At 67.4% G+C, this 12,522-nt stretch carries 10 protein-coding genes; 6 read left to right on the top strand and 4 right to left on the bottom strand.

The features are described 5' to 3' along the window. Positions 1-1,474 precede the first annotated feature (1,474 nt). On the top strand, positions 1,475-1,945 hold the full coding sequence (locus MST27_RS16770) for a nucleoside deaminase (protein WP_243607084.1): 471 nt from the start codon (positions 1,475-1,477) through the stop codon (positions 1,943-1,945). A gap of 114 nt (positions 1,946-2,059) precedes the next feature. After that, the gene (locus MST27_RS16765; RefSeq protein WP_243607083.1) at positions 2,060-2,797 is read left to right on the top strand and encodes an SDR family oxidoreductase; all 738 of its coding nucleotides are present in this window, start codon (positions 2,060-2,062) and stop codon (positions 2,795-2,797) included. Positions 2,798-2,807: 10 nt separating this feature from the next. On the opposite strand, the gene MST27_RS16760 is transcribed toward MST27_RS16765, so the two are convergent. After that, positions 2,808-3,728, bottom strand: coding sequence for an AraC family transcriptional regulator (locus MST27_RS16760; protein ID WP_243607082.1), 921 nt, complete (start codon positions 3,726-3,728; stop codon positions 2,808-2,810). Positions 3,729-3,924: 196 nt separating this feature from the next. After that, on the bottom strand, positions 3,925-4,377 hold the full coding sequence (locus MST27_RS16755) for a PA2169 family four-helix-bundle protein (RefSeq protein WP_243607081.1): 453 nt from the start codon (positions 4,375-4,377) through the stop codon (positions 3,925-3,927). 195 nt (positions 4,378-4,572) lie between these two features. Here MST27_RS16755 and MST27_RS16750 point away from each other — a divergent pair, with 195 nt between their 5' ends. The 4 genes from MST27_RS16750 to MST27_RS16735 are packed head-to-tail and all read left to right on the top strand — an operon-like array spanning position 4,573 to position 8,994. Beyond that, positions 4,573-5,322, top strand: coding sequence for a siderophore ferric iron reductase (locus tag MST27_RS16750; protein WP_243607080.1), 750 nt, complete (start codon positions 4,573-4,575; stop codon positions 5,320-5,322). Further along, positions 5,316-6,083 carry an ABC transporter ATP-binding protein gene (locus MST27_RS16745; protein ID WP_243607079.1) on the top strand — a complete coding sequence of 256 codons (768 nt, stop codon included), beginning with the start codon at positions 5,316-5,318 and terminating at the stop codon, positions 6,081-6,083. The genes MST27_RS16750 and MST27_RS16745 overlap by 7 nt, the downstream gene beginning before the upstream one ends. After that, the gene (gene fhuB / locus MST27_RS16740; protein WP_243607078.1) at positions 6,083-8,086 is read left to right on the top strand and encodes a Fe(3+)-hydroxamate ABC transporter permease FhuB; all 2,004 of its coding nucleotides are present in this window, start codon (positions 6,083-6,085) and stop codon (positions 8,084-8,086) included. The genes MST27_RS16745 and fhuB overlap by 1 nt, the downstream gene beginning before the upstream one ends. Further along, complete coding sequence (locus tag MST27_RS16735) at positions 8,083-8,994, top strand: ABC transporter substrate-binding protein (protein WP_243607077.1); 912 nt, start codon at positions 8,083-8,085, stop codon at positions 8,992-8,994. The genes fhuB and MST27_RS16735 overlap by 4 nt, the downstream gene beginning before the upstream one ends. Here MST27_RS16735 and MST27_RS16730 read toward each other — a convergent pair. Both MST27_RS16730 and MST27_RS16725 read right to left on the bottom strand, forming a co-directional pair. Further along, entirely contained in the window at positions 8,988-11,174 is a 2,187-nt protein-coding gene (locus tag MST27_RS16730) for a TonB-dependent siderophore receptor (protein ID WP_243607076.1), read from the bottom strand. The two genes, MST27_RS16735 and MST27_RS16730, sit on opposite strands and share 7 nt — an antisense overlap. A gap of 96 nt (positions 11,175-11,270) precedes the next feature. Further along, on the bottom strand, positions 11,271-12,440 hold the full coding sequence (locus MST27_RS16725) for an aromatic ring-hydroxylating oxygenase subunit alpha (protein ID WP_275973269.1): 1,170 nt from the start codon (positions 12,438-12,440) through the stop codon (positions 11,271-11,273). Positions 12,441-12,522: the final 82 nt, after the last annotated feature.

Below are 12,522 nucleotides of genomic sequence, written 5' to 3'. Positions count from 1 at the left end.
TCGCGCGCTGGGGTGCGATGGCCGCTTGGGCGCTGATGCCCGGCTGGACGCTGATGGACGAATGAATTCGCCCCTACAAGGTGTGCCTGGCCGGGGACGGCGTCCGTGGTCGTTCGGAGAACGACCTGTAGGGGGCGAACGTGTTCGCCCGCGGGGGTGCGATGGCCGCTTGGGCGCTGATGCCCGGCTGGACGCTGATGGACGAATGAATTCGCCCCTACACGGTGTGCCTGGCCGGGGACGGCGTCCGTGGGCGTTCGGAGAACGACCTGTAGGGGCGAACGTGTTCGCCCACTTAGGTTGCGATGGCCGCGTTGACGCCGATGCACGGCTGGACGCTGATGGGCGAATGAATTCGCCCCTACAAGGTGTGCATGGCCGAGGGGTGGCGTCCATGGGTCGTTCGGAGACCGACCTGTAGGGGCGTACGTGTTCGCCCACTTCGGGTGCGATGGCCGCGTGGGCGCTGCTGCCCGGCTGGACGCTGATGGGCGAAGGAATTCGCCCCTACAAGTTCGGTGCATGGCCGAGGGGCGTCCATGGGTCGTGCGGAGAACGACCTGTAGGGGGCGAACGTGTTCGCCCGCTGGGGTGCGATGGCCGCTTGGGCGCAGATGCCCGGCTGGACGCTGATGGGGAATGACTTCGCCCCTACAAGTTAGGTGCATGGCCGAGGGGCGTCCATGGGTCGTTCGGAGAACGACCGGTAGGGGCGAACTTGTTCGCCCGCAGGGGGTGCGATGTCCGCTTGGGCGCCGAGGCCCGGCTGAAGTCGATGGGCGAATGAATTCGCCCCTACAAGTTCGGTGCATGGCCGAGGGGCGTCCATGGGTCGTTCGGAGAACGACCTGGAGGGGCGAACTTGTTCGCCCGCTGGGGGTGCGATGTCCGCTTGGGCGCCGATGCCCGGCTGAAGTCGATGGGCGAATGAATTCGCCCCTACAAGATGTCCCTGGCCGACGGCCCTCGGTCGTTCGGAGACGACCTGTAGGGGCGAACTTGGTCGCCCGCTGGGGTGCGATGGCCGCTTGGGCGCCGATGCCCGGCTGACGTCGATGGGCGAATGAATTCGCCCCTACAAGATGTCCCTGGCCGACGGCCATCGGTCGTTCGGAGACGACCTGTAGGGGCGAACTTGTTCGCCCGCTGGGGGTGCGATGTCCGCTTGGGCGCCGAGGCCCGGCTGAAGTCGATGGGCGACTGCATTCGCCCCTACCAGAGGTCCCGGGGCGACGGCCATCGGTCGTTCGGAGACGACCTGTAGGGGCGAACTGGGTCGCCCGCGGGGGGTGCGATGGCCGCTTGGGCGCTGATGCCCGGCTGAAGCCGATGGGCGAATGAATTCGCCCCTACAAGTTAGGTGCATGGCCGGCGTCCATGGGTCGTTCGGAGAACGACCTGTAGGGGCAAACGAATGAAATCAACAAAGGCAGTGCCCACAGGCCTGCCCACCCGTAACGATGATGAGGTGTACATGACTGACCGAGACCTTACCCTTCTGCGCCAGAGCTTCGACGTGGCACGTCGGGCGCTCGAAAGCGGCACCCACCCCTTTGGCGCGCTGCTTGCCGGGCCGGACGGTGAGGTGCTGATGGAACAGGGGAACGCCTACCTGCCCGATCACGACATGACCGGCCACGCCGAGCGGGTGCTGATGACCCGCGCGTCCACGACCTATACGCCCGATTTCCTCGCCGGTTGCACGCTGTATACCTCGGCCGAGCCCTGTGCCATGTGCGCAGGCGCGGCCTACTGGGCCGGGATCGGTCGGGTCGTCTACGGCCTGTCCGAACACCGGCTCAAACAGCTCACCGGCGATCACCCGGAGAATCCGACGCTGGATCTGCCTTGTCGCGTCGTCTTCGGCAGCGGACAGCGTGCTGTCGAGGTCGTGGGTCCGCTGCTCGAAGACGAGGCGGCCGCGCTGCACGATGGCGTCTGGTGACGCCAGAATCAGGCAAGCACCTCACAGGATCAGCCTAACGCCCGCCCGCTCACCTCCCTAACCTGTGATCCACGGCACCGCGATGCCGAATCAACTGCAACGGGAGGTACGCTCATGTCCAATATCGAAGGAAAAGTCATTGTCATCACCGGTGCCAGCAGCGGCATCGGCGAAGCCACCGCTCGCCTGCTGGCGCGCCAGGGTGCGCAGGTCGTGCTGGGCGCACGCCGGCTCGATCGGCTCGACGCGCTGGCCAAGAAAATCAATGCCGCCGGCGGCACCGCCGTCGCGCGCGCCCTTGACGTCACCCGACTCGATGACATGCAGGCCTTCATCGATAGCGCCGAGCAGCGCTTCGGCCGGGTCGATGTGATCATCAACAACGCTGGCGTCATGCCGCTCTCGAAGCTCGAAATGCTGAAGGTCGACGAATGGGATCGCATGATCGACGTGAACATTCGTGGCGTACTGCACGGGATCGCCGCCGGCCTGCCCCTGATGCAACGCCAGCGCAGCGGACAGTTCATCAATATCGCCTCGATCGGCGCCTATGCGGTGAGCCCGACGGCCGCGGTGTACTGCGCCACCAAATACGCCGTGCGCGCCATCAGCGAAGGGCTGCGGCAGGAGGTCGGCGGCGACATCCGGGTCACCCTGATCGCGCCCGGCGTGACCGAATCCGAACTGGCCGACAGCATCTCCGACGAGGGCGCCCGCGCCGCCATGCGGGAGTTTCGCAAGGGAGCCATCCCGGCCGACGCCATCGCCCGGGCCATCGCCTACGCCGTCGACCAGCCCGCGGATGTGGACGTCAGCGAGCTGATCGTGCGCCCGACGGCCAGCCCCTACTGAGTGCAGCCGCTCAGGCGATGCGGCGCAGGCGGGCCATGTCCTTGACCGGGGAAGCGCCGAACAGCCGGCTGTATTCGCGGCTGAACTGCGACGGGCTTTCGTAGCCGACCCGGTAGCCCGCAGCCGCCACGTCGAGCCCCTCGGCCATCAGCAGGCGTCGGGCTTCCTGCAAGCGCAGCTGTTTCTGATATTGCAGGGGGCTCATGGCGGTCAGCGCCTTGAAACGGTGGTGCAGGCTGGAGGTGCTCAGGTTGACCCGCCGCGCCAGCTCGTCGATACGCAGCGGCTCGACATAGTTGTGGTTGAGCCACTCGATGGCGTCATTGACCCGGTGCGACTGGCTGCCCTGCAGGACCACCGCCTGCAGGCGTCCGCTCTGGGGACCTCGCAGCAACCGGTAGAAGATCTCGCGCAAAGCCAGCGGCGCCAGCACCGGGATGTCGTCCGGTGCATTCAGCAGCCGGACCAGCCGTAGCATGGCGTCCAGCAACGGCGCGTCGATACGGTCGAGGTACAGGCCTCGCACATCGCATTCGACCGCTGCCGGCACGGGATCGACTTCCGTCACCAGTCCGGCGATGAGTGCGGGATCGATATCCAGGCGGATGCACAGGTAGGGCTCGTCCGCGGAGGCGCGGATCACGCAGCCCGCGACAGGCAGCGGCACCGAGACCACCAGGTAATGCAACGGGTCGTAACGGTAATGTTCCTCGGCCAGCCTGACGTCCTTGCCGCCCTGCACGATGATGCACAACGCAGGCTTGTGCACCCCATAAACCGTCTCGCCAGGGTTCGCACAGCGGACCAGATGCAGCGGCTCGATGGCCGTCGCGTGTACGCCGTCATCGTCGACCAGCCCCTCGATCAGCCGCGCCAGTTCCGCACGCTGCGCGCCAACGCCGTCGTCGAGAGGAGTGATGAAAGAATTCATGAGGCCGCCTCCTGGACACGAAGGCGGAAAGCTTAGCAGCTCACCGATGATTCGCACGCCCCAGGGGGCGCCTTCCGCAGGCTGAGGCTTTTCGAGGATAGGCGCGGCCGGCGTTGCCCGCCAGGGCGGGGCCCATACAGGCGCCGCGCGAACGCAGCATCCCGGGCCCGCCCTCGGCGGAAACTTTCAGGCGCTGTCAGCTGCGAGCGCGTTCAGCGTCGCGCAGCGCCTTCACCTGGTCATGGTTGCGTTGCACGCCCTGCATCTGGCGCTCGACCACGGCGCGAACGTCGGTCGGCAGGTCCTTCTCGAGAGCCTTGCGGTAGCTCTTGAGGGCAACGTCCTCACCGCGTTCGCATTCGTTGAGGATGGCCTTGTCATCCTTGCCGGTGATCATCGACTTCAGGTCGACCCAGCGACGATGCATGTCGGCGGCGGTGCTGGTGCTGGTTTCCGGATCGCCACCGAGCGAACGAACCAGCTGCTGCAATTCGGCAGCCGCGGTCGCGCAGTCCTGGGCACGCTGGGTCATGGTGGTCTTGAGCTCTGGGTTCTTCAGGTCATCGGCGCATTCGCGGAAGCCCTTTTCCCCATCCTTGCAGGTTTCGATGAGGTCATTGAGCACGGAAACGGTGTCTTTGGTATCCACTGACGATTCTCCATTTGCGTTGACGATGGGCCAAGGCGAATCTCGGCCAGCCTGAAAAGTCGACTGCCCCGTTTCGGCAAAGGTTCAGGCGTCCCGCCCGACGGGGCCCCGCTTGACGAGCCAATCACGCTAAATTTGAATAATTCTCAATAACGGCCGTAGACTACTCGCGTTCGTATGCACCGGCCGCTTCTCATGTCCCAGGATTGCCACGACCTCCATCACCTGCTGCATATCGCCGCGCGGGCCCTGCCCGGCCTGACGGGCGAGATCGGTATGGCCGACCGGCACCAGCTCATCTGCGGCGAGCCGGGCAATACGACACGGGTCGCACAGCTCCACGCCCATTGGCAACGCTCGCATCCAGAAGCCGGCCCGCACTACTGGTCGGCACGCAGCTGGTCCCTGCTGATCTGGCAGCCGATCTACCTGAGCGTCCTGGCCGTGTACCTGTGCGGCCGCGCACCCTGCCTGGCGAACATGGGCCAGTCGATGAACGAGGGCTCGGTGCATGGCTTCCGACTGCCAGCCCACTGCCCGTATCGCGGCGATCGCAAGGCACTGATGGGCTGCGCCAGCGAGCAGTTGACGGCCTTCGTCGAAACCCAGCTCGCGGAATTCAACCTGGTCGCCACGATCTACCCGAAGATGGCTCGCCTGCTAGCTGCCGATTGCCTGCGCGCCGCCCTGCTCCTGGCGCAGCGCAACGAACCGATCAGCGACGAAGCCTTGCTCGAAGCCGAGCGCGACTGGCTCGGCGCATTGGGCCTGCCAGGGGGTGGCGCCCTGGCCGTGCTGGACCTGGATGACGGCCGCACCTGCCTGGGCATGGGTCGCAAGGTCTGCTGCCAGCACTTTCGCCGCGCCGATGGCGAGCTCTGCGACAGCTGCCCGAAACTCGACCGCGACGAGCGGCTGCAACGCTTGCGAGCGCTGGCATGCTGAGCCTGCAGGACATCGAGGTGCGCCGCGACGGGCGCAGTGTGCTGGCGCTCGATGCGCTGCAGCTGGAGGCCGGCAGCTTCACGGTCATCCTCGGCCACAACGGCTCCGGCAAGTCGACCCTGATGAACCTGCTCGCCCGGCAATTCCCGCCGGATCGCGGTCGCATCGAACTCGACGGCAAGCCGCTGGCCAGCTACCGCCAGCGCAACTTCGCGCAGAAAGTGGCTTTCCTGCCGCAGCATCTGCCGGACGTCGCCGGGCTCACCGTGCGCGAGCTGGTGCGCCTCGGGCGCTTCCCCTGGCGCGGCCTGCTGGCTCGCTGGCAGCCCGAGGATGAGCACGCCATCGACCAGGCGCTGCAGCAGACCGACATCGCCCACTACGCCGACCACCTGGCTGACAGCCTGTCCGGCGGTGAGCGACAGCGCGCCTGGGTCGCCATGCTGCTGGCCCAGCAGGCGCCACTGCTGCTGCTCGACGAACCCACCTCGGCGCTCGACCTGGCCCACCAGTACGGGCTGATGACCCTGCTGCGCGCGCTCAACCGCGAGACGGGCCGGGCCATCGTCGCCATCCTGCATGACGTCAACCTCGCCGCGCGCTTCGCCGACCGCATCGTCGCGCTCAAGGGCGGTCGCTGCTTCTTTGACGGCTCGCCGGACCAGCTGCTCTCGGGCGAGCGCCTGAGCGCGCTCTACGACGTCGAGATCCGCCTCGTCGAGCAGCCCGGTCAGGCCAGAAAGATCGCCGTGGTGCAGTGATGCACGCAACGTCCCTTTCTGCCCGGTTCGCCCCGCCGTCCGTGCCCCTGCGCTATTTGCTCGCCCTCGCGGCCATCGCGCTGCTCGCGCCGCTGCACCTTAACCTCGGTATGACGCACTGGGCGCCGGCGCAATGGTCGTTGAGCCCGCCGGCCAAGGGCAGCTTCGATGCGCTGGAGTTCGGCCTGTCTGTGCTGCCGCGGCTGGTCATGGCCTTGCTGGTCGGCGCGGCGCTGGGGCTGTCCGGCAGCGTGCTGCAGCAACTGACGCAGAACCGCCTGGCCTCACCGATGACGCTGGGCGCCGCCGCTGGCGCCTGGCTCGGGTTGACGGCCACGGCACTTTTCGCCCCGGCCCTGGCGGCCACGCACGGGCATTGGGCGGCGCTGGGCGGTGCGCTGGGGGCGGTCGGGCTGGCGCTCTTGATCGCCGGCCGCAATGGTGCGTCGGGATTGCCGTTCATTCTCGCAGGGATGGCGCTGAACCTCCTGCTCGGCGCCATCGCCACTGCCATCCTGCTGGTGCACACCAAGCAGAGCCGCGGGCTGTTCCTCTGGGGCGCGGGTGACCTGGGGCAGATCGATTGGCACTGGGTGCAGTGGTTGTGGCCGAAGCTGCTGGTCGGCCTGGTACTGATCGCCCTGGCGCCGCGCCCGCTGACGCTGCTGCAGCTCGGCGGCGCCGGCGCGCGAGCCAGAGGGCTGTCGCTGTTCCCGGTGATGCTGGCGCTGTTCCTCGCTTGCCTGTGGCTGACCTCGGTGGCCATCACCGCGGTGGGGCTGATCGGTTTCATCGGCCTGATCACGCCGAACCTGGCGCGGCTCTGTGGCGCCCGTACCGCGCGCGACGAACTGCTGTTCAGCGCCCTGCTCGGCGCGTTGCTGCTGCTCGGCGCCGATGCCATCACCCTCGCCCTGAACCGCTGGTTCTCCGCGCTGATTCCGAGCGGCGCGGCGGCCGCGCTGATCGGCGCCCCGGCGCTGCTGTGGTTGTCGCGGCGCCAGCTGGGTGCCGAGGATCGCCAGAGCCTGACGCTGCCGCCGGGCGCGGAATCACTGAATCGACAGCGGCTGGCGTGGCTGCTGCTGGTCGGCGCTGCCGTCACGATGCTCACGCTGCTCCTGCAGCGCGCCCCGGATGGCTGGCAGCTGGGCTGGCCCTCGACGGTACTCTGGTCGCTGCGCTGGCCCCGCCTGCTGGCGGCCGTTGCGGCGGGCAGCGGGCTCGCTGTCGCCGGGATGATGCTGCAGCGGCTGTTGCGCAATCCGCTGGCAAGCCCGGACATTCTCGGCCTGACCGCTGGCGCGACCTTGGCCGTCGTCGCCGCAGTGATGCTGTTCGGCGCCGGCATGATGCAGCAGGTCGCGCCCGTTGCCGCCTTCGGCGGTAGCCTGCTGGTGCTGGGCCTGCTCATGTTGTTCGGCCGCCGCCATCGTTATTCACCGGGGATCATGGTGCTGGTGGGCGTATCGCTGACCGCGCTGCTGAACACCGCGCTGCAGATCGGCCTGACCCGCGGCGAGTCCGATGCCCTGGCCCTGCTCGGCTGGCTGGCCGGTTCGACCTACCGGATCGAGGCGGGCGAGGCGGTCATGCTGAGTCTGGCAGTCGCCGCCCTGGTCGCCCTCAGCCTGCTCTTTCACCGCGCGCTGACACTGGTCTCGATAGGCGACGGGGTGGCGGTCAGCCGCGGGCTGGATGTGCCCCGTGCCCGCCTGGCATTGCTGCTCCTGGTGTCGTTGCTCTGCGCCGTGGTCACCAGCGTGCTCGGGCCGGTGGCCTTTCTCGGTTTGCTCGCGCCGCACATGGCCGCGCTGCTCGGTGCCCGGCGGGTGCTGCCGCAACTCTGGCTCGCGGCCCTGCTCGGCGGCTGGCTGATGCTGGTTTCCGACTGGCTCGGCCGTTCGGCGCTCTACCCGCTGGAGGTGCCGGTCGGGCTGGTCGCCTCCATCCTCTGCGGGCTGTATTTCCTCTACCTGCTCATCCGGCAGCGCCTCGCATGAAGGCCTGGCTCGCACTCCTCACCCTTTCGCTGCTGCTCATCGGAGCGCCGGCGCGTGCCGACGACCCGCCACGCATCGCCGCGCTCAGCTGGGAGCCGATCGAGCATCTGCTCATGCTTGGCGTCACGCCGGTGGCGGTCGCCGACAGCAATGACTACCGCGCCTGGGTGGTGCGCCCGCCCCTGCCCGACGCGGTGATCGATGTCGGCACCCGTACCGAACCGAACCTGGAGCTGCTGGCCCAGCTCGACCTCGACCTGATCGTCATCACCCCACTGCTGGAGGACCTGCGTGACAAGCTCGAGCGCATCGCGCCGGTGGTGGCCTACGGCGATTTCACTCAAGAACGCGACAATTACCAGATGCAGCGGGAGAACTACCGGGCGCTGGCCGAGCGCATCGACCGGCTCGACCGGGCCCGTGGGACGCTCGAGGAAATGGACGCCCGCCTGGAAGAGTTGCGCACCCGGCTGCGCGCCCACTTCGGCGAACGCCTGCCGGAGGTGACGGTGGTGCGTTTCTCGACGCCGACGGCGGTGCTGGTCTACGGACCGAACTCGATGCCCTGGCACGCGCTGGACCTGCTCGGGCTGGGCAATGCCTACGCCACGCCGGTCAGCCGCTGGGGCAACCTGCAGCTGCCGGTAACGGTGCTCAGCGAGATCGATGAGGGTGTGGTGCTGCACATCGAACCCTTCGCGGTCGGCGAGCGGCTGTTCAGCAGCCCGCTGTGGCAGGGCATGCCGGTGGTGCGCGGCGGGCGTTTCACCGGCATGCGCCCTACCTGGACCCACGGCGGCGTGTTCTGCGTGCAGTTCCTCGCCGAAGCCATCACCGAGGCGTTGTTGAAGATTCCGCCCACCGCCGTGCAGGCGGCGGGCGGCGAGCCTGCGCTGTCGGCTCAGTAGGCCCAGCTCAACGTAACCGTCGCGTTGCGCGGCGCCGCGTAGTAGGTCTGCTCCCAGTAGAGGCTGGTGTAGTACTTCTCGTCGAACAGGTTGTTGACGTTCAGCGCCACGTTGAAGTGCTCGTCGATGTCGTAGCTGGCCATGGCATTGACCACCGCATAGCTGTCCTGGCGGGTGACGATGGTGTCGCCGCCGGCCGTGGTGCCCTGCTCGCGGGAGATGTCGTCCTGCCAGGTGACGCTGCCGCCGACCTTCAGGCCCTGCACCACCGGGACCTTGTAGGTGGTCGCCAGGTGCAGGTAGTTGCGCGGCACGTAGGTGCGCACCGTGCGGCCTTCTTCATCCTCCAGCGAGAAGAGGTGGGTAAAGCCGGCGCTGGCTTCCCAGTTGTCGGTCAGCTGCCCGGCGACGGTCAGCTCGTAGCCCTGGGAAATGGCGTCCACGGTGTTGTAGTAGGACACCCCGGCGCCCGCGTCGAAGCCGCCGTATTCCGGCGTGTTCTGCTGCTTGGTGCGGAACGCCCCGGCGCTGGCATTCAGCCGGCCGCCGAACCACTCGCCCTTGACCCCGCCCTCGACGCTGTGGCCCTCGATCGGGTCGAGCAGCGTCAGGTTCTCGCCCAGCTGGTGCTGTGGGCTGAAGATCTTGGTGTAGCTGGCGTAGGCCGAATAATGCTCGCCGAAGTCGTAGGTGGCGCCGGCGTAGGGCGTGGTCTTCGATTCGGTGTAGTTGTGCTCGTCGCCGACCTGGTAACCGTTACTGTCGAGCCGGGTGTGGTTGGCGCCAAGGATCAGCTTGAGCCGGTCGGTCACGCTGAAGTGCCCGGCGCTGTAGAAGCTGCGGCGGTAGGTGGTGTAGTCCGCGCCGCTGGTCAGGCCGTTGTCGAAATCCGGCCGCGGGAAGTCACCGTCGAAGCCGGCCGGCAGCGGGACGTTGATGGCGTCATCAAAGGACGACCAGCGCGAGGTCGAGCGCGACCAATTGGCCCCGACCACCGCCTCGTGCGTGCGGCCGAACAGCACGAACGGCCCCTTCAGATAGGCGTCGCCCAGCAGCTGGCGCTCGATGCGGTCGTACTTGGAGGCATAACTGAACAGCCCCGTCCCGGTGCCGGCATCCGGCACGCCGTAGCCAAGGAACTGCTCGGCGTCGGAGGTGATTTCCCGATAGTTCAGCGACAGCCGCGATTGCCAGCCGCCGCCCCACTGGGTGGTCAGCTCGGTGAAGGCCTGTTTGTCCTTGGTATCCCAGTAGGTCCAGTCCGGCGAATAGCTCTTCGAGCGGCTGTAGTCGATCGGGTTGCCTTCGCTGTCGTACACCGACAGCGCGCCCCACATGATGCCGTTGGGCCGGTTGCGTTGTTCCGAATAGCCGAACAGCGCCGTGTTGCGGTCGTTCAGGTCCGCCTCGAGCATGGCAGAGAACACCGTCTTTTCCAGCGAATAACGGTCCAGGTAGGAATCGCCGTCCTGCTGCACGGCGAGCACGCGACCGCGGATGCGACCGGCCTCGTCCAGCGGGCCGGAGACGTCCAGCTCGCCGCGCGCGGTGTCCCAGGAGCCATAGCTCAGCGAGGCCCCGGCCTGGACGTCGCGCGTGGGGCGCTTGCGCACGAAGTTGACGGTCGCCGCCGGATTGCCCGGGTTGGCGGTCAGGCCGTTGGCGCCCTTGAGTACCTCGATGTGGTCGTAGAGAAAGGTGTCGATGTCGCCCATCTGCTCTTCGGTGGTGAACGGCAGGCCGAGGCCGTCGACCTGGAAGTTCGACACGTCGAAGCCGCGCACCGAGTAGTAGGTGCGATCGGTCTCTACCCGCTGCACGTTGACGCCCGCCGCCTGCAGCGCACCGGTGGCGTTGGTCAGGTCGAAATCGTCGAGCTGCTCGCGGGTCAGGGTGATGGTGGTCTGCGGGGTCTCGCGCGGTGCCAGATCCAGGCGCGTGGCGGTGCTGGTCGCGCCGATGGTGTAGGAGTCGCTGCGCTCGGTCACGGTCGGCGCGGCCTGTTCGGCGGTGACGTTCACCGGCTCGAGCTGCAACGGGTCTTCGCTTTCCTGGGCGAGCGCCAGCGGCGAGGCGAGCATAAGCGCGAGGGGCGCCAGCCGGCAGGCCAACGCCAGAGCGGACGGATGCGAGACGGGGATGGCGGCCTGTGCCGACAGGTTGGGGATCACTTCGGTCATGGTCTTGAGTTCTAGTCGGTTGACGTTCGGGTGCTTGCGGAGAAAGGGGTCGAGTCAGCTCATGGAATCCGTTCCTGCGTGGGTCAGAGGGTGGCGTCATGCCGGTGTCGGCTGGGTTTGCATGACCGCCCGATACCAGCCGTGGAAGTGCTGCATGCCCTCCTCCAACGGCACCTGGTAGGGCCCGCGGTCATCTTCGCCACGGCGGTAGAGCGCGCGGCGGCCGGCGTCGGTGCGCTCGGCGATCTCGTCGTCTTCCAGAGCGGTTTCCAGGTAGGCGGCACGATGCGCCTCGCACAGCTCGCGGTTGGTCTGGCGCAGCTCGGCGGGGTAATAGAACTCGATGACGTTGAGCGTCTCGTGGACCCCCTGCGGGTACAGCGTCGACAGCACCAGCGCGTGCGGAAAGACCTCGATCATGTGGGTCGGGTAGTAGCTGGCCCAGATCGCGCCGAAGTCCGGCGAGCGACCGCCGAAATGCGCCATCAGCCCCTCGTGCCACGCGCGGTAGGCCTCGGTGCCGGCACGCGCGAGGTTGGGCGCCACCGCGATGCGCTGCAGGCTGTACCAGTCGCCGTATTCCCAGCTCAGCCCGCCGCTGTGCACGTAGCGGCGCAGGCCGGGATGGAAGGAGGCGATGTGGTAGTCGTCGTTGTAGATTTCGATGAAGGTTTTCCAATTGCAGTGGCAGGGGTGCGCCTCGACGTGGTCGAGCTCGTAGTCGGCGAAGTCCATCTCCGGGCGATCGAACAGCGGGCCGATGTCAGCGGCAGGATCGCGTTCACCCTCGAAGAGAAAGCCGCCCACGTTGAACAGCGGGTAGCGCGGCAGGTTGCGGCAGGGCCGCTCGGGAAACTTCGGCGCGCCGACGATCAGGCCCTGGCTGTCGTAGGTCCAGGCGTGCAGCGGGCAGAGAATGCGCCCGCCAGTGGCGCGCAGGTTGCCGCGGCGAATGGCGCAGGGGTCGCTGTCGAGGCTGTGGTCGCCGAGCATCAGCGCCTGGCGGTGCCGGCAGACGTTGGAGATCAGCTCGACGCCGTTTTCGTTGCGCACGAGGATGCGGCTGTGCGCGTCCTGCGGCAGCGCGTACCAGTCGCCGGGGCTCGGGACCATCTTCTCGTGGCCGACATAGCGCGCGCTGCGACGGAAGATCAGCGCCTGCTCGCGTTCGTAGATCGCCGGGTCGCAGTAATCACGCACGGTCAGCTGCGGCAGATCGTCGGCCAGGCGCATGGGCGGTTCGGACAGTCTGTTGGGGTTGAACATGCAAGGCTCCTTGATGCGGGCCCGGCGCACCGCATTCGATCGAACGCGGGCGGCTGGGCCGGCATGGGCTTCTCGAGTTCGC

It is taken from the genome of Stutzerimonas marianensis (assembly GCF_022810315.1).
GTDB classification, from domain to species: domain Bacteria; phylum Pseudomonadota; class Gammaproteobacteria; order Pseudomonadales; family Pseudomonadaceae; genus Stutzerimonas; species Stutzerimonas marianensis.
This window is presented reverse-complemented; position numbering and strand designations above follow the sequence as displayed.

Excerpts from the sequence above, each read along its gene's own strand:
- MST27_RS16770 (WP_243607084.1), top strand. The coding sequence starts at position 1,475 with ATGACTGACCGAGACCTTACCCTTCTGCGCCAGAGCTTCGACGTGGCA.
- MST27_RS16765 (WP_243607083.1), top strand. The coding sequence starts at position 2,060 with ATGTCCAATATCGAAGGAAAAGTCATTGTCATCACCGGTGCCAGCAGC.
- MST27_RS16760 (WP_243607082.1), bottom strand. The coding sequence starts at position 3,728 with ATGAATTCTTTCATCACTCCTCTCGACGACGGCGTTGGCGCGCAGCGT.
- MST27_RS16750 (WP_243607080.1), top strand. The coding sequence starts at position 4,573 with ATGTCCCAGGATTGCCACGACCTCCATCACCTGCTGCATATCGCCGCG.
- MST27_RS16745 (WP_243607079.1), top strand. The coding sequence starts at position 5,316 with ATGCTGAGCCTGCAGGACATCGAGGTGCGCCGCGACGGGCGCAGTGTG.
- fhuB (WP_243607078.1), top strand. The coding sequence starts at position 6,083 with ATGCACGCAACGTCCCTTTCTGCCCGGTTCGCCCCGCCGTCCGTGCCC.
- MST27_RS16735 (WP_243607077.1), top strand. The coding sequence starts at position 8,083 with ATGAAGGCCTGGCTCGCACTCCTCACCCTTTCGCTGCTGCTCATCGGA.
- MST27_RS16730 (WP_243607076.1), bottom strand. The coding sequence starts at position 11,174 with ATGACCGAAGTGATCCCCAACCTGTCGGCACAGGCCGCCATCCCCGTC.
- MST27_RS16725 (WP_275973269.1), bottom strand. The coding sequence starts at position 12,440 with ATGTTCAACCCCAACAGACTGTCCGAACCGCCCATGCGCCTGGCCGAC.